The organism is Stenotrophomonas sp. YAU14A_MKIMI4_1, from assembly GCF_003086855.1.
Taxonomy (GTDB): domain Bacteria; phylum Pseudomonadota; class Gammaproteobacteria; order Xanthomonadales; family Xanthomonadaceae; genus Stenotrophomonas.
Genome location: NZ_CP025998.1, coordinates 233,065 through 248,153 on the forward strand (window position 1 = coordinate 233,065; position 15,089 = coordinate 248,153).

General features: G+C 68.0%; 16 protein-coding genes. 10 read left to right on the plus strand and 6 right to left on the minus strand.

Features of this window, described 5'->3' with window-relative positions; translation table 11 throughout:
• The first annotated feature begins 77 nt into the window (after positions 1–77).
• On the plus strand, positions 78–233 hold the full coding sequence (locus C1931_RS00970) for a DUF1328 domain-containing protein (protein ID WP_107231440.1): 156 nt from the start codon (positions 78–80) through the stop codon (positions 231–233).
• Between the two features lie 128 nt (positions 234–361).
• On the opposite strand, the gene ddlA is transcribed toward C1931_RS00970, so the two are convergent.
• Complete coding sequence (gene ddlA, locus C1931_RS00975; protein ID WP_108757610.1) at positions 362–1,411, minus strand: D-alanine--D-alanine ligase; 1,050 nt, start codon at positions 1,409–1,411, stop codon at positions 362–364.
• 242 nt (positions 1,412–1,653) lie between these two features.
• On the opposite strand from ddlA, the gene C1931_RS00980 reads away from it, so the two are divergent.
• A complete protein-coding gene (locus C1931_RS00980; RefSeq protein ID WP_108755091.1) occupies positions 1,654–2,289 on the plus strand; it encodes an SCP2 sterol-binding domain-containing protein in 636 nt (211 codons plus the stop codon).
• Positions 2,286–3,941, plus strand: coding sequence for a ubiquinone biosynthesis regulatory protein kinase UbiB (gene ubiB, locus C1931_RS00985; RefSeq protein ID WP_108755092.1), 1,656 nt, complete (start codon positions 2,286–2,288; stop codon positions 3,939–3,941). Before C1931_RS00980 ends, ubiB begins: the two co-directional genes overlap by 4 nt.
• Before the next feature lie 50 nt (positions 3,942–3,991).
• Here the strand turns inward: ubiB and C1931_RS00990 are convergent, their stop codons facing one another.
• The 4 genes from C1931_RS00990 to C1931_RS01005 are packed head-to-tail and all read right to left on the minus strand — an operon-like array spanning position 3,992 to position 7,125.
• The gene (locus tag C1931_RS00990; protein ID WP_108755093.1) at positions 3,992–4,777 is read right to left on the minus strand and encodes a YaiO family outer membrane beta-barrel protein; all 786 of its coding nucleotides are present in this window, start codon (positions 4,775–4,777) and stop codon (positions 3,992–3,994) included.
• Between the two features lie 5 nt (positions 4,778–4,782).
• Complete coding sequence (locus C1931_RS00995) at positions 4,783–5,388, minus strand: acetyltransferase (protein WP_108755094.1); 606 nt, start codon at positions 5,386–5,388, stop codon at positions 4,783–4,785.
• Positions 5,375–6,514, minus strand: a complete 1,140-nt coding sequence (locus tag C1931_RS01000) for a glycosyltransferase family 2 protein (protein ID WP_108755095.1) — start codon at positions 6,512–6,514, stop codon at positions 5,375–5,377. Before C1931_RS01000 ends, C1931_RS00995 begins: the two co-directional genes overlap by 14 nt.
• Positions 6,514–7,125, minus strand: coding sequence for a PIG-L deacetylase family protein (locus tag C1931_RS01005; RefSeq protein ID WP_108755096.1), 612 nt, complete (start codon positions 7,123–7,125; stop codon positions 6,514–6,516). The genes C1931_RS01000 and C1931_RS01005 overlap by 1 nt, the downstream gene beginning before the upstream one ends.
• Positions 7,126–7,356: 231 nt before the next feature.
• Here C1931_RS01005 and C1931_RS01010 point away from each other — a divergent pair, with 231 nt between their 5' ends.
• Both C1931_RS01010 and C1931_RS01015 read left to right on the plus strand, forming a co-directional pair.
• A complete protein-coding gene (locus C1931_RS01010) occupies positions 7,357–7,938 on the plus strand; it encodes an O-methyltransferase (RefSeq protein ID WP_108755097.1) in 582 nt (193 codons plus the stop codon).
• A gap of 65 nt (positions 7,939–8,003) precedes the next feature.
• Positions 8,004–8,753: a pseudouridine synthase gene (locus tag C1931_RS01015; protein ID WP_108755098.1), complete on the plus strand. Its 750-nt coding sequence runs from the start codon at positions 8,004–8,006 to the stop codon at positions 8,751–8,753.
• An 82-nt stretch (positions 8,754–8,835) separates the two neighbouring features.
• On the opposite strand, the gene C1931_RS01020 is transcribed toward C1931_RS01015, so the two are convergent.
• Positions 8,836–9,363 (minus strand): DUF2059 domain-containing protein, encoded by a 528-nt coding sequence (locus tag C1931_RS01020; protein WP_108748095.1) that lies wholly within the window; start codon positions 9,361–9,363, stop codon positions 8,836–8,838.
• Positions 9,364–9,497: 134 nt separating this feature from the next.
• On the opposite strand from C1931_RS01020, the gene arfB reads away from it, so the two are divergent.
• The 5 genes from arfB (at position 9,498) to C1931_RS01045 (ending at position 14,988) form a co-directional block, all read left to right on the plus strand.
• Positions 9,498–9,929: an alternative ribosome rescue aminoacyl-tRNA hydrolase ArfB gene (gene arfB / locus C1931_RS01025; protein WP_108748096.1), complete on the plus strand. Its 432-nt coding sequence runs from the start codon at positions 9,498–9,500 to the stop codon at positions 9,927–9,929.
• Between the two features lie 46 nt (positions 9,930–9,975).
• Positions 9,976–10,536 carry a lysophospholipid acyltransferase family protein gene (locus C1931_RS01030; protein WP_233614934.1) on the plus strand — a complete coding sequence of 187 codons (561 nt, stop codon included), beginning with the start codon at positions 9,976–9,978 and terminating at the stop codon, positions 10,534–10,536.
• Positions 10,537–10,647: 111 nt separating this feature from the next.
• The gene (gene dcp / locus C1931_RS01035; RefSeq protein ID WP_108751822.1) at positions 10,648–12,804 is read left to right on the plus strand and encodes a peptidyl-dipeptidase Dcp; all 2,157 of its coding nucleotides are present in this window, start codon (positions 10,648–10,650) and stop codon (positions 12,802–12,804) included.
• Positions 12,805–12,984: 180 nt separating this feature from the next.
• Entirely contained in the window at positions 12,985–13,611 is a 627-nt protein-coding gene (gene lepB, locus C1931_RS01040) for a signal peptidase I (protein WP_108755099.1), read from the plus strand.
• Positions 13,612–13,731: 120 nt separating this feature from the next.
• A complete protein-coding gene (locus tag C1931_RS01045; protein ID WP_108755100.1) occupies positions 13,732–14,988 on the plus strand; it encodes an MFS transporter in 1,257 nt (418 codons plus the stop codon).
• The last annotated feature ends 101 nt before the right edge of the window (positions 14,989–15,089 follow it).

The following is a 15,089-nucleotide window of genomic DNA, read 5'->3' on the forward strand; positions in this document are numbered from 1 at the left end:
CCGTCACCGGTTGCACACCGCCGGATCGGGAGGATGGACCCACGCCATCCACGGCCCGACCCATCGCGAGGAGCGCCATGCTGCACTACGCCGTTATTTTCTTCGTCATCGCCATCATCGCCGCCGTGCTCGGCTTCTCCGGCATTGCCGGCGCCGCCAGCAACATCGCCTGGATCCTGTTCGTCGTGTTCCTGATCCTTGCGGTGATCTCGATGTTCCGCAAGCGCGGGTAGTGTCGAGCCTGCTCGACTGACGCACCTGTAGAGTCGAGCCATGCTCGACTGTTGCAACAGCAGTCGAGCAAGCTCGACTCTACAGAAGCGGGGCCCCGCGCGTCGCACGCGATGCGGGGCCCCCCGCACTACACCAGCGCCTTGTCGGCCGCGTGCCGCTCCAGCGCCAGTTCGATCAACCGCGTGATCAGCGCGGTGTAGCCCAGCCCACTTGCACCCCACAGCTTGGGATACATGCTGATGCGGGTGAAGCCGGGCAGGGTGTTGATCTCGTTGATGGTGATCTTCCCATCCGCGCCCAGGAACACATCCACCCGCGCCATGCCCGCGCACTCCAGCGCCTGGTACGCCTGCAGCGCGATCTGCTGGATACGCGCCTGGCTGTCAGCATCGATCGCCGCCGGCACCACCACATCGGCACCCGCCGCGTTCAGATACTTGGTGTCATAGGCGTAGAACTCGTCATGCACCACCACCTCGCCACAGACACTGGCCTGCGGTTGTGCGTTGCCCAGCACCGCACATTCGATCTCGCGACCGGCCACTGCCGATTCCACCAGCACCTTGTGGTCGTGGCGCAGCGCCAGTTCCAGCGCAGCCGCAAAGCCAGCCGCATCCTTTACCTTGCTCACGCCCACCGAAGAACCCTGGTTGGCCGGTTTCACGAACAGGGGCAGCCCCAACTGCGCGATCAACGCGGCCACATCCACCTGGGCTGCCTGGTGGCGGCGGATGCAGACCCACGGCGCCACCGGCAGGCCGGCATCACGCAGCAGGCGCTTGGCCACGTCCTTGTCCATCGCCGCCGCCGAACCCAGCACCGACGAGCCCACGAACGGCAGGCCGGCCATGCGCAGCAGGCCCTGCAGCGCACCGTCTTCGCCCAGCGGGCCGTGCACGATCGGCAGCACCACGTCGATCTGCCCCAGTGCTGCACCCGGCAGTAGCGCCGAGGCGGCGCCGGACGGGCGCAGCGCGATCCGGGCCGGATCATCGGCGTTGAGCAGGAACGCGTCGGGCTGCAGCAGGTGCCATTGCCCCTGCTTGTCGATGCCGACCAGCACCGGTTCGTAGCGCTCGCGATCCAGCGCATCGAGGATGTTCTTCGCCGACTGCAGCGAAACTTCGTGTTCGGAAGACGTGCCGCCGAAAATGATGCCAACCCGGGTACGTGCCATGGGCAATGCGATGTCCTGTGCAACAAGGACCCACAGCATGAACCTTCCCGCGCCGACCAGGTGAGGCCCACATGAATCTCCATGGGGTCGGAGCCCCTTGCGCGGCAACGGGATCCGACCCCGCTTGCTCCGACTGCCCACCCCAGCCCGACTCCCCACGCAATCTGCAGTTGACGTTGCCTCTGCAGGCGCCGGGCGGCAGCCCGGCCCAAGCCCACCACCCACGCAGGTAGAATGGCCACATGGCTCTTTCCCTGCTCAAGTCCCTCAAGCCGGTCGCTGGCCGCGCCCTGCAGATCGCCCTGAACCGCGCCCTGGCGCTGGATCCGGACACCCGCCACGCCCTGGCCAGCCTGCACGGCCGGCACATTGACCTGACCCTGGAAGCGCCCGCGCTGGCCATGCGCATCAGCGTGGACGGAGACCAGCTGCGGGTCGGCCCGGTGGACGCCCAGGAAGCCGACCTGGCCGTGCGCAGCAGCCTGACCGGGGTGCTGGCGCAGTTGCCGCTGCTGGCCAACGCGCGGCGTGGCGACGACGCCGGCAAGGGCCGCGTGCGCGTGGCCGGGGATGCCGAACTGGCGCGCCGCCTGCAGCAGCTGGCCAAGGGCTTCGATCCGGACTGGCAGCAGCCGTTCGTGAGCGTGTTCGGCGAAGTGCTGGGCGTGCAGGTGGCCAACACCCTGCGCAGCGCCTTGCAGCACGCGCGGCAGGGCGCCATCGACCTGGCCCACAGCGCCGCCGAATTCGTCACCGAAGAATCGCGCGACGTGGTGCCGCGTGGCGAACTGGATGCCTTCCACGATGACGTGGACGTGCTGCGCGACGACGTTGAACGATTGCAGGTGCGCGTGCAGCGCCTGCGGGGTGCCGCATGAAGGCCCTGCTGCGGGCCAACCGCATCGGCCGGGTCATTCTGCGCTACCGCCTGGACGACCTGCTGCAGGGCACCCCCGCCGAGCGCTGGCTGCGCCTGGCCAAACCCTTCGTGCCGCGCGCACCGGCGGCCATTGCCGCGCAGTCGCGTGGCGCACGCCTGCGCCTGGCGCTGCAGGACCTGGGCCCGATCTTCGTCAAGTTCGGCCAGATCCTGTCGACCCGCCGCGACCTGGTGCCGCCGGACGTGGCCAATGAACTGACCCTGCTGCAGGACCGGGTCAAGCCGTTCGACGGCGATACCGCGCGCCGCATCGTGGAAGAAGCGCTGGGCCAGCCGGTCAGCGAGGCCTTTGCCAGCTTCGATACCGAACCGCTGGCCTCGGCCTCGATCGCGCAGGTACACGCCGCCACCCTGGCCGATGGCCGCCAGGTGGTGGTGAAGGTGCTGCGCCCGGGCATCGAGAAGCAGATCGACGCCGACATCGCGCTGTTGAACTCGCTGGCCAGCCTGGTCGAGCGCACCCACCCGCGTGCCGACAAGATCCGCCCGCGCGAAGTGGTGGCCGAGGTGGAAAACACCCTGGCCGCCGAGCTGGACCTGCAGCGCGAAGGCGCCAATGCCAGCGTGCTGCGCCGCTTCTGGGAAAACAGCGACGATCTGTACGTGCCGGAAGTGATCTGGAGCCACACCGCCGAACGCGCGCTGACCCTGGAACGGGTGTGGGGCATTCCGTCCGACGACATCGTCGCCCTGGACCAGGCCGGCATCGACCGCAAGGCGCTGGCGGCCAAGGGCGTGCGGGTGTTCTACACCCAGGTGTTCCGCGACAACTTCTTCCACGCCGATGCGCACGCCGGCAACATCTGGGTCGACACCGATCCGGCGCGCCGCGACAACCCGCGCTTCATCGCGCTGGACTTCGGCATCATGGGCCAGCTCTCGCAGGAAGATCAGTACTACCTGGCCGAGAACTTCATGGCCATCTTCAACCGCGATTACCGCCGCATTGCCGAACTGCACGTGCAGGCGCGCTGGATGCCGGACAACGTGCGCATCGACGATCTTGAAGCGGCGGTGCGTTCGGTGTGCGAACCGTACTTCACCCGGCCGCTGTCGCAGATTTCGCTGGCCGAAGTGCTGCTGAAGCTGTTCCGGGTAGCCCAGCGTTACCAGCTGACCCTGCAGCCGCAGCTGATCCTGCTGCAGAAGACCCTGCTGAACATCGAAGGCGTGGGCCGCCAGCTGGACCCGCAGATCGACATCTGGGCCGTGGCCAAGCCGGTGCTGGCGAAGATCCTGCGCGAGCGCTACAGCCCGCGCCGGGTGGTGCGTGAGATCGGCAAGCGCCTGCCGGAAATCATGACCCACGCGCCGGACATGCCGCGCCTGGTGCATGCCTGGCTGAGCCAGCAGGTGGAAGGCCGCCACGAACTGGCCATGCGTTCACGCGATCTGGTGGCGCTGGACGCCAGCCTGCAGAAGCTGCAGAAGCGCGCGGTTGGGGCGATTACCGGCGTGGGCCTGCTGGCCATTGCCGCGCTGCTGTACGTGCTGCAGCCGCCCGGCTGGTACTGGGGTGACCTGCCCATGTTGGGGCTGGGCGCGGCGGTGCTGGGCGCGGTTGCGCTGGCCCGCGCCTGGTGGCGCTGAGCCCGCATGGCTGATCGGCTGGCAGCGCGCACGCTGCCAGCCTCCTGCGGCTACCAGTGGTAGCCCAGACCCAGGTGCGACTGCACGCTCTGGAAGCGATCCAGACGCGTTGAATGCCAGGTCTTGCCCAGCCCGGCTTCCAGCATCAGATGCTGGCCCAGCGGCTGGTTGCGGCGCACGAACACGCGCTTGCTGTCGTGTTCGCGCAGCAGCAGCGGGTCCGCATCGGCGGTATACCCGGAGGTACCCTGGCCCAGCCACAGCTGGGTGGAACCGCGCCCACTGCTGTCTTTCAGCCGCAGCGACACGGTGGTGCCGTGGCCATCGGGGCCGTTCGACTGGCGGTGGCGCTCATGCCGCAGCGAAGCCGTCACCCGCGGGAAGTAGTGCGACGCCCCGACCGACCAGCCGCTGACGTAGGCGCCGGCGTGGTATTCGGCGTATTTGCCGCCCACGCTCAGCACGGTCTGCGGCGCCACCTTCCACTGCAGGTCCTGCTGGATCTGCCGGTTCACGAACACCGGATCGTCGTTGGACGCCGTGGCCGCGGTGCGGGTGGAAAACCGAGGCGACCAGGTGTGGTGCAGCGAGCCCTGCACCCGGTTGCCGCCGAAACGGGCACTGCCGTAGTCACGCTCGCCATGGGCCAGGCCCAGGTGCCAGCGGCTGTCGCCATTGCGACCGGCCACGTCCAGGGTCTGCACATCGCGGTGGCCGAAACCATCGGTGTAGTCGGCGTGGTCCAGTTGCAGCGCAACCCGGTCGATGCCGGCATGGGCGCTGGACACGGCCAGCAGCAGGGCGCACGGCAGTGCGCCACGGAAGATCAATCGCATGGTGGTTACTCCAGGGGTTGGGAATGCAGCTGCTGCACCAGCCGGTAGCGGCCCGGCGGCAGGTTTCGCTCCACGGTGATGCGTGGGCCGAACTGGCTGCCCGCAGCGACAATGCGCCCGGGCAGGATGATCACGCCGACGCCCAGCGCGGCGCGTGCACCGATCCATGCGCCCAGCTTGTCGCGCTGGCTGTCGTGCACGTTGCCGCCCACATGCACGCAGACAGTGGCGCCATCCAGGCGATGGTTGCTGGTGCGCACCAGCGCGCCCAGATAGGCGTGGTCGTCAATGCGGCTGTCACCGATGAAGCACTGCGGGCCGATGCTGACCTGCTGGCCGATCAGCGTGTGCTTCAGTTCGCTGGCGAAACCGATGCGCGTGCCATCGCCGATCTGCAGCGGCCCGCGCAGCAGCGCGTGGTTGCCGATCACGCAGTCGCGGCCGATCAGCACCGGGCCCTGGATATGCGCGCCATCGCAGACGCGTGTACCGGCGCCGATGCGCACCGCACCCTGCACGATGGCCCGCGGCGAGACCTGTGCCTGCGGGTCGATGGCAGGTGACATCGTGGCCAACGCGGTGGCCATCGCTTGCAGGTCATTCCACCACATGCGGGTACCTCGTCGGCTTGTCGCGTGCTGGCTCGCGCCCGGTGCACAGCCCCTTCAGGCCGTGCACCAGCCAGATGGCGTAGGCCAACAGCACGTACAGCATGGAGAACGCTGCAGCGGGCACCAGCCAGGCGCTGCGGTGGTGCACCGCGCTGATCACCGCCAGCGCCATCACGATGCCGATCCACACCAGCGGCATCACCGCCAGCACCAGCCCACCCGGGCCGTGCACCTGCGTGGCACCGAACCACACATGCAGCGAAGCGGCCACGCCCAGCAGTGCCAGCAGGAGCATCGGCAGGATGCTGAACACCCCGAAGCGGCTGAGCAGCAGGCCGCGGTGCAGGCGCATGCAGACCGCATAGCCCACGATCCATCGCCGCCAGCGTCGCCATTCCTCGCGCAGCGTGTTGCATTCCTGCGGGTAGACCACGCAGCGGATGCTCTGCCGCACGCGGAAGCCCTGCGCCACCAGCGACCACGACATGTCCAGGTCTTCCACCCGGGTGCGGTCGGAAAACCCCACCTTGCGCAGCACGGCGGTGCGGAACAGCCCGCACGAACCGGAGACGATGAAGGGCGCGCCGCCCAGCCACTGCTGGAAGCTGCGCTTGATCACGATCATCGGCAGCTTCAGGCTGGCCCGCACATGGGGCAGGAAGCCGGCGCCGCGCAGGCAGGAAGAAGGTACGCCGCCCACGGCATCGGCGCCGCGTTCGATCTCGGCCAGCAGGTGGCCAAGCCCATCGCCCTGCGGGTCGATGCGCGTATCGGCATCGGTCAGGAACACCTGTTCGGCGGTGACATGCTGCAGGCCGTGCATCAACGCCCCGCCCTTGCCGGTGTTGGCCTGGTGCAGCGCAAGCAGGCGCCCGGGCCACTGCGCCTGCAGCGCGTCCAGCACCTGCGCGGTGGTATCGGTGGAGCCATCGTTCACGCAGATCACCCGCGCCACGTAGCGGTTGTGCAGCAGGTCGGTGAGCGAGCGCGCCAGGCACGGTGCCTCGTTGTAGGCGGGCACGATGGCGTCGATGCTGTGCAGCCGCGCGCTGGGCCGGCGGGCGGCATGCACCAGCAGGCGCACGCCGATGAAGGCGCACATGGCCAGGAACAGCAGCGTCTTCATCACAGCACCATCCGGTGGGCCAGGAAGCCTTCGCACGGCCCCAGGCCGATCTGCTGGCCACGGAACTGCGCGTGGCAGCGCAGATGGCTTTCCTGCATGTACTGGCGTTCGCCCTGGCTGGCATGTTCGCGCAGCGCCAGGATCTTCTGCTCCAGCTGTGCGCTGATGTCTTCGAACACCTGTGGCGCGAACTGCGGCAACGTGCTCGGGCTTTCGTAGCACAGCACCTGGCCCACGCCGCGGCAGGCGATGATCGAGCACTCATGCACGGTGCGATGGTCCTGGTGGTGGTCCTGGCCGCACATGGTGTAGACCCGCTGCGGTGCCACGGCGGCGCAGGCACGTTCGATGGTGGCGATCAGCTCGTTGCGGCAGGCCGGGAAACAGGTATCGGGGAAGTCGCACTGCTGCACGTGCAGGGCGCCCAGCTGCTGCAGGGCGCGATGCGATTCGCCGCTGCGATCGGCACCGTCGTGGCAGCCGCGGCCGCCACGGCTGAGCACCAGTGCATGCACGCGCGCGCCGTCGCGGGCCAGTTTGGCCAGGCTGCCACCGCAGCCCAGTTCAATGTCATCGGGGTGGGCGCCGATCGCCAGAATATCCAGGGGCATGGCGGGGTCCTTGCGGGATTCGGGAAACAGGCGCGTGTGCCGGGGCGTGCGCCGAGAGGGCCGGGACTATCGCAGCGCAGATGCGGGCGATCCATGCAACATTTCCGAAAAGCGCGCAGGATCACAGCGCGGTGGCAGAAACCGCGTGGGTTGCGCCAGTCGCTGCGGCGGCGGCGTTCGCGCGACAATCACCCGAACGTGCCGAATGCGGCATGCACTGCAGGACGAGACATGGATCTGGCAGCACTGAAGGACGAACTGGCGCGCCACGGCGCCGACAACGATGCGCGCGAAAGCGAACGTGGCCGGCGCATGCTGAACATCACCGCCGACACCGGCGAACTGCTGTCGGTGTTGGTGCGTTTCGGCCAGGCCCGTCGCGTGCTGGAAATCGGTACCTCCAACGGCTATTCCACGCTGTGGCTGGCCGAGGCCGCCGCAGCGATCGATGGCCACGTGACCACGCTGGAATACGCCGCGGACAAGGTGGCGATGGCGCGCGCGAACTTCGCCCGCAGTGGCCTGGCCGGGCGCATCACCCTGGTGCAGGGCGATGCCGGGGACTGGCTGGCCGCGGCGGACGATGCCAGCGTGGACCTGCTGTTCCTCGATTCGGACCGCGACCAGTACGCCGGCTGGTGGCCGCAGCTGCGCCGCGTGCTGCGCCCCGGCGGTCTGCTGGTGGTGGACAACGCCACCTCGCACGCCGCACAGATGCAGCCGCTGCGCGCGTTGCTGGATGCCGATGCGGACTTCAGTACCAGCCTGGTGCCGGTGGGCAATGGTGAACTGCTGGCGGTGCGCAACGGCTGACGGCTCCTGCCGCCGTTGTATGGGGTCGGAGCCCTTTTCCGCAGGAAAAGGGATCCGACCCCACGCTGGCGCCCCCGTATAATCCGGCGGTGAGTACCGATACCGAAACCGCCCCCGAAACCGCCCCCCTGCAGCTGCTGCACCTGGATGAACGGCTGGCCGTGGTCAACAAGCCGGCCGGGCTGATGGTCCATGACAGCAAGCTGGCCCGTGGCGAAGATGATTTCCTGGCCGACCGCCTGCGCGAGCAGCTGGGTCGCCCGATCTTCCTGGTGCATCGCCTGGACCGCGCCACCAGCGGCTGCCTGCTGCTGGCCTTCGACCGCGATACCGCCAGCACGCTGGGCAAGGCGCTGATGGGCGGTGAGGTGAGCAAGGATTACCTGGCCATCTGCCGCGGCTGGCCGGCCGAGGAGGCCTGGCAGGTGGATCACGATCTGGATGGCGGGCCCGGCAAGCCGGTGAAGAAGCCGGCGGTGACCGATTTCCAGCGCCTGGCCATCGGCGAACTCTGCGTGCCGGTGGGCGAATTCGCCAGTTCGCGCTATGCGCTGCTGCGCTGCCAGCCGCTGACCGGTCGCTTCCGGCAGATCCGCCGGCACCTGAAGCACCTGTCGCACCACCTGATTGGCGATACCAGCCACGGTGACGGCCGCCACAACCGCAATTTCCGCATGCAGGGCGTGCACCGCATGCTGCTGCACGCCGAGCGCCTGCGTTTCCCGCACCCCGATGGCGGCATGCTGGATGTGCGTGCGCCGGTGGATGCCGGTTTCCAGAAGGCGCTGGACCTGTTCGGCTGGCAGGTGGACTGAAGGTAGCGCCGGGCCATGCCCGGCGTGGTGCCCCGGGGTCAGAGCCCTTTCCCGTTGGGAAAGGGATCCGACCCCGATGGGGTTACTTCTTTTCCGGCTCGTTCACGATCGCTTCCAGGTCCTTCTGCAGATCGGTGATCAGCGGCTGCATGCGGGTCTGGATGGCCACCATCACGTTCTGCATCAGTGCCGGGGTCTTGTCCAGCAGGCTCTGGCCGGCCGGGCTCTCGTAGAACTCGGCCATGGCCAGCACGTCTTCCTTGCTGAAGGTCTTCTTGTAGAGATCGACATACATCGGCCGCAGCTGCTGCCACGACAGCGCCTGGCGCAGGGTCTGGTTGGTGCGCGCCTGGATGCGCTGCAGCTGTTCCTGCTGCTGGGCGGTCAGTTGGCGCTGCGCGGTGGCCTGCTGGAACTGCTGCTGCTGCATCGCTTCGATCTGCGGCAGCGCCGCGTCGAGCATGGTCTGCGCGCGCGAGGCGGCCAGCAGGCGGTTGATGTCGCTGTCGGTGGGCGGCGCGGCCCAGACCGGGCTGCTGCAGGCGGCCAGGGCCAGCAGCAGGGCAACGCGGCGCAGGCGCGCGGGCAGGGCGGGAACAAGGCGGGTCATGCGAAGCTTCCTGCGGTACATGGAAGGCCCAGCATAACTGCTGCGCAGGCGAAGGCGACGTGTTCGGTACCTGATCGGCGGCATACGGCGCGCGATGGCGGCCACGGCGGCGCCGGTGCCGCTACAATGCGCGCATGGGCAGTGGACCGGTCACCATCAGCGCGCAGCTTGAAATCCCCGACGGCGAGATCGTCGAGCGGTTCGTGCGTGCCAGCGGTGCCGGTGGGCAGAACGTCAACAAGGTGTCCACCGCGGTGGAACTGCGTTTCGATGTGGCCGGCTCGCCCTCGTTGCCCGAGCCGCTGCGCGAGCGCCTGCTGGCGCGCCGCGACCGGCGCATGACCGGCGAAGGCGTGCTTGTCATCGATGCGCAACGGTTCCGCACCCAGGATCGCAATCGCGAGGATGCGCGCGAGCGGCTGGCGGCCTTCATCCAGGCTGGGCTGAACGTGCCCAAGCCGCGCAAGGCCACCAAGCCGTCCCTGGGCTCGAAACTGCGTCGTCTGGACGCCAAACGCGGGCGCGCGCAGATCAAGCGCGGGCGCTCATCACGTGACTGGGAGTGATTGCTTGAACAACCCGACGCCGTTGCTGCCGGCCGTGCCGCCGAACATGCCGCAGGTCAAACCCAACGCCTTCCTGCGCTGGCTGGCGCGCTGCACCCTGCGCCTGGGCGGCTGGAAGGTGACCGGCACGCTGCCGGACATTCCGCGCCTGGTCTTCATCATCGCCCCGCATTCGTCCAACTGGGACGGGCTGTGGGGCATGGCGGCCAAGATCGCGCTGGGCATGAAGGTGAAGGTGCTGGGCAAGGCCTCGCTGTTCTGGTGGCCGCTGGGCCCGCTGCTGCACCGGCTGGGGGTGATCCCGCTGGACCGCAGTGCGCCGCAGGGCACGGTCGGCCAGGCCGTGGACCTGCTGCGCAACAACGAAAAAATGTGGTTCGCCATCACCCCCGAAGGCACCCGCAAGGCGGTGAAGGACTGGAAGGCCGGTTTCCTGAAGATCGCGCGGATGGCCGACGTGCCGGTCCTGGCGGCGTACTTCCATTACCCGGAAAAGACCATCGGCATCGGCCCGCTGTTCACCCCCACCGGCGATGATGCGGCCGACATGGCGGCCATCCGTGAGTTCTACCGCCCGTGGATGGGCAAGACCCGCGGCACGGTCTGAAACGCCCCGCAGCGGCCGCATACACGCCACGTCCGGCACATGCCGGGCGGCCGCGACAGGAGTAGGGTGGAGGGCTGTCATTCCCTACCGCCCGCCCAAGGAGCGTTCTACATGTCGCGTACCGTAGTCCTGGCCGCCGCCATCAGCCTGGCGCTGGCGGCCTGTTCCGGCAAGGAGTCCACCCCCGTGTCCGAAGCCCAGCAGACCCCGGCCCAGCAGCCGGCCGATGCCTCCACCAACCCGCTGCTGAGCGCCAGTACGCTGCCGTTCCAGGCGCCGCAGTTCGACAAGATCAAGGACAGCGACTACCTGCCGGCCTTCGAAGAAGGCATGCGCCAGCACCTGGCCGACGTGCGCAAGATCGCCGACAACCCCGAGCCGGCCACCTTCGACAACACCCTGGTGGCGATGGAGCGCAGCGGTGAAACCCTCACCCGCGTGTCGCGCATCTTCTTCGGCCTGGTCCAGGCCGATGGCACCGAAGCGCGCCAGAAGATCCAGGAAGAGATCGCACCGAAGCTGGCCGCGCACCAGGACGAGATCAACCTCGATCCGAAGCTGTTCGCGCGCGTGAAGTCGCTGTACGACCAGCGCGACACGCTGGAACTGGACCCGGTGCAGAAGCGTCTGGTCGAGCATTACTACGACGGTCTGGTGCGCGCTGGCGCCCAGCTGTCCGACGCCGACAAGGCCAGCCTGCGCAAGCTGAACGTGGAAGAGACCACGCTGTCCACCCAGTTCCACACCCGCCTGGTCGCGGCCACCGCCGCCGCCGCCGTCGTGGTGGATGACAAGGCCAAGCTGGCCGGTCTGGACGAGAACGCGATCAACACCGCGGCCAACGACGCCAGCGCCCGCAAGCTGGACGGCAAGTTCCTGCTGCCGCTGCAGAACACCACGCAGCAGCCGGTGCTGGGTTCGCTGAGCGATCGCGACCAGCGCGCCGCCGTGCTGAAGGCTTCGGAAACCCGCGCCGAGCGCGGCGATGCCAACGACACCCGGCAGACCGTGCAGCGCCTGGCCCAGCTGCGTGCGCAGAAGGCCAAGCTGCTGGGCTTTGACACCTACGCCGATTACAACCTGGGCGACCAGATGGCCAAGACCCCGGCCGCTGCGCTGAAGCTGCTGACCGACACCGTGCCGGCGGCCACCGCCAAGGCGCGCGAGGAAGCGGCCGACATCCAGAAGGTGATCGACGCGCAGAACGGCGGCTTCAAGCTGGCCGCTTCGGACTGGGACTTCTACGCCGAACAGGTGCGCAAGGCCAAGTACGATCTGGACGAATCGCAGATCAAGCCGTACTTCGAACTGGACAACGTGCTGCAGAACGGCGTCTTCTACGCCGCCACCCAGCTGTACGGCATCACCTTCAAGCCGCGCACCGACATTCCGACCTACAACCCGGACATGAAGGTGTACGAAGTGTTCGACAAGGACGGCACGTCGCTGGCCCTGTTCTACACCGACTACTTCAAGCGTGACACCAAGTCCGGCGGCGCCTGGATGGACGTGTTCGTTGAACAGGACGGCCTGACCGGTGCCAAGCCGGTGGTCTACAACGTCTGCAACTTCACCAAGCCGGCCGCAGGCCAGCCGGCGCTGCTCAGCTTCGACGACGTCACCACGCTGTTCCATGAGTTCGGCCACGCGCTGCACGGCATGTTCTCCAACGTGAAGTACCCGTCGATCGCCGGCACCGCCACCTCGCGCGATTTCGTCGAGTTCCCCTCGCAGTTCAACGAACACTGGGCGCTGGACCCGAAGGTGTTCGCCAACTACGCCAAGAACTACAAGACCGGCGAGCCGATGCCGCAGGAACTGGTGGACAAGATCCTGAAGGCACGCAGCTTCAACCAGGGCTACGCCACCACCGAATACCTGTCGGCGGCGCTGCTGGACCTGGCCTGGCACACCCAGAAGGCCGATGCCCCGCTGCAGGATGTGGGCGCCTTCGAAGCCAGCGCGCTGAAGAAGTTCAAGGTGGACCTGCCGCAGGTGCCGCCGCGCTACCGCACCACCTACTTCGACCACATCTGGGGCGGCGGCTATTCGGCCGGCTACTACGCCTACTTCTGGGCCGAAGTGCTGGACCACGACGCGTTCCAGTGGTTCACCGAGCACGGTGGCCTGACCGCGGCCAATGGCCAGGAGTTCCGCGACAAGATCCTTTCGCGCGGCAACAGCGTGGAACTGTCGACCCTGTACCGCGATTTCCGCGGCAAGGACCCGTCGGTGGAACCGCTGCTGAAGTTCCGCGGGCTGAAATAAGAAACAGAAAACGGCGGGGGCAACCCCGCCGTTTTTCATTGCGCCGCACCGGGGTCGGATCCCTTTCCGCACTGCGGAAAGGGCTCTGACCCCCTTGCCCGACCCCCTTGCCCGACCCGACCGGGAACCTCTCCCGCCGGCTTGTGGTCTGATCCACCTACCACCCACCCGGAGCCTGTCATGGATGCTGTCGCCCGCCCTCCCTTTTCCCAACGCGCACTGGTCTGGCTGAAGAAAGAAGCCCTGCCGCTGCTGGTGATGCTGGGCCTGCTGGCCGCCGCCCGCGACACCCTGGCGAACCACTACGTGGTGCCCAGCGGCTCGATGCAGCCCACCCTGCAGCCCGGCGACCGCGTGGTGGTGGACATGCGCGCCTACGGCCTGCGCCTGCCCTTTACCCACCAGCAACTGCTGGCCACCGGCACCCCGCAGCGCGGCGAAGTGGCCGTGTTCGATTCGCCCGCCGACGGCACCCGATTGATCAAGCGCGTGGTGGCCGTGGCCGGTGACCACGTGCAGCTGCTCGGCGGCCACCTGACCATCAACGGCCAGCCGCTGCAGATCGCCGGGCTGGCCGATACCGAAGCCTTCGGCCCGCGCCAGGCGCAGCTGGACCTGGACATGGGCGGTGGCCCGGACATCGCCGACCTGCAGGTGCCGGCCGGCAAGGTGCTGGTGCTGGGCGACCACCGCGGCAACAGCTTCGACGGCCGCTTCTTCGGTTTCGTCGATGCCGATGCCCTCTACGGTCGCGCGGTGTCGGTGTACTACCGCCGCGGCGACGGCTTCGAGTGGCAGCGGCTGTAAGCTGAATTGATACGTTCTACATATCAATCCTGACCTATCAGGTTATGGATCGACTGGATCAGGCGGCCTACGCTGGCCGCCTGATCCCCATCTTGGCCGCCCCCACGGCCACCCGATTCCATGACTGGCGAAACCGCGGCGGCCGACAGCGCCCGCCCCCGTACCCTCGATTCCGGCACTGACACCCGCATCCAGCAGGGCACCCCGGCGTTCCGCCGTACGGCGGTGGCGCTGTTCCTGGCCGGCTTTTCCACCTTCGGCCTGCTGTACACGGTGCAGCCGCTGCTGCCCGAGTTCAGCCGCCACTTCGGCGTGTCCGCCGCCGGCAGCGCGATGTCGCTGTCGCTGAGTACCGGCACGCTGGCGGTGGCGATGCTGCTGGCCGGCCTGCTGTCCGATGCGGTGGGCCGCCGGCCGTTGATGATCGCGGCCCTGATGGCCTCGGCGCTGCTGTCGCTGTGCACGGCGCTGGTGGACGACTGGACCACGATGCTGGTGCTGCGCACCCTGCTGGGCCTGGCTCTGAGCGGCGTGCCGGCGGTGGCCATGACCTATCTGGTGGAGGAGATGGACAGCCGCGCGCTGGGCCTGGCCATGGGCCTGTACATCGGCGGCAATGCCATTGGCGGCATGAGTGGGCGCCTGCTGGCCGGCATCATTGCCGACCACTGGGGCTGGCGCTGGGGCATCGGCGCGGTGTCGATCATTGCGGTGGCCAGCACCGTGCTGCTGTGGCTGCAGCTGCCGCCGTCGCGGCACTTCCAGGCCCGTCGCGGTGGCCTGCGCCAGTTGCCTTCGCGCTGGCGCACCCTGTTTGCCGACCCCGGCCTGCCGTGGCTGTTCGCCACCTCGTTCGTGCTGATGGGCGTGTTCGTCACCCTCTACAACTACCTGGGCTACCACCTGCTGGCGCCGCCGTACCACCTCAGCCAGACCGTGGTCGGGTTGATCTTCAGCGTCTACCTGGTGGGGACCTTCAGCTCGGCGTGGATGGGCCAGCTGGCGATGCGGCATGGGCGGGGCCGCATCCTGACCATTTCCTTCGGCCTGATCGGCGCCGGCATCGTGCTGCTGATGCTGCCGTGGCTGGCGACCATGGCGGTGGGCATCGCGCTGGTCACCTTCGGTTTCTTCGGCGGGCATTCGGTGGCCAGCAGCTGGGTCGGCAGCCGCGCCGGTTCGATGCGTGCCGAAGCCTCGGCGCTGTACCTGTTTGCCTACTACCTGGGCAGCAGCGTGCTGGGCGCCGTGGGCGGGCTGGCCTACGCCGCGTGGGATTGGCTGGGCGTGTGCCTGTTCACCGGCGTGTTGACCCTGCTCGGCGGCGGCATCATCTGGGCGCTGCAGCAGCGCGCCCCGCAGCCGGTGATCGCCTGAACCCCGCCGGGTTCCGCGTGAGTCCGCTCTGGTAGGTGCCGACCTTGGTCGGCACTCTGGCGCGGGCCAACCAAGGTTGGCCACTACCACTACAAGGTGGC

What these genes read in the sequence shown, in the direction of transcription:
- C1931_RS00970 (WP_107231440.1), top strand. Translation starts at nt 78, where the DNA reads ATGCTGCACTACGCCGTTATTTTCTTCGTCATCGCCATCATCGCCGCC.
- ddlA (WP_108757610.1), bottom strand. Translation starts at nt 1,411, where the DNA reads ATGGCACGTACCCGGGTTGGCATCATTTTCGGCGGCACGTCTTCCGAA.
- C1931_RS00980 (WP_108755091.1), top strand. Translation starts at nt 1,654, where the DNA reads ATGGCTCTTTCCCTGCTCAAGTCCCTCAAGCCGGTCGCTGGCCGCGCC.
- ubiB (WP_108755092.1), top strand. Translation starts at nt 2,286, where the DNA reads ATGAAGGCCCTGCTGCGGGCCAACCGCATCGGCCGGGTCATTCTGCGC.
- C1931_RS00990 (WP_108755093.1), bottom strand. Translation starts at nt 4,777, where the DNA reads ATGCGATTGATCTTCCGTGGCGCACTGCCGTGCGCCCTGCTGCTGGCC.
- C1931_RS00995 (WP_108755094.1), bottom strand. Translation starts at nt 5,388, where the DNA reads ATGTGGTGGAATGACCTGCAAGCGATGGCCACCGCGTTGGCCACGATG.
- C1931_RS01000 (WP_108755095.1), bottom strand. Translation starts at nt 6,514, where the DNA reads ATGAAGACGCTGCTGTTCCTGGCCATGTGCGCCTTCATCGGCGTGCGC.
- C1931_RS01005 (WP_108755096.1), bottom strand. Translation starts at nt 7,125, where the DNA reads ATGCCCCTGGATATTCTGGCGATCGGCGCCCACCCCGATGACATTGAA.
- C1931_RS01010 (WP_108755097.1), top strand. Translation starts at nt 7,357, where the DNA reads ATGGATCTGGCAGCACTGAAGGACGAACTGGCGCGCCACGGCGCCGAC.
- C1931_RS01020 (WP_108748095.1), bottom strand. Translation starts at nt 9,363, where the DNA reads ATGACCCGCCTTGTTCCCGCCCTGCCCGCGCGCCTGCGCCGCGTTGCC.
- arfB (WP_108748096.1), top strand. Translation starts at nt 9,498, where the DNA reads ATGGGCAGTGGACCGGTCACCATCAGCGCGCAGCTTGAAATCCCCGAC.
- C1931_RS01030 (WP_233614934.1), top strand. Translation starts at nt 9,976, where the DNA reads ATGCCGCAGGTCAAACCCAACGCCTTCCTGCGCTGGCTGGCGCGCTGC.
- dcp (WP_108751822.1), top strand. Translation starts at nt 10,648, where the DNA reads ATGTCGCGTACCGTAGTCCTGGCCGCCGCCATCAGCCTGGCGCTGGCG.
- lepB (WP_108755099.1), top strand. Translation starts at nt 12,985, where the DNA reads ATGGATGCTGTCGCCCGCCCTCCCTTTTCCCAACGCGCACTGGTCTGG.
- C1931_RS01045 (WP_108755100.1), top strand. Translation starts at nt 13,732, where the DNA reads ATGACTGGCGAAACCGCGGCGGCCGACAGCGCCCGCCCCCGTACCCTC.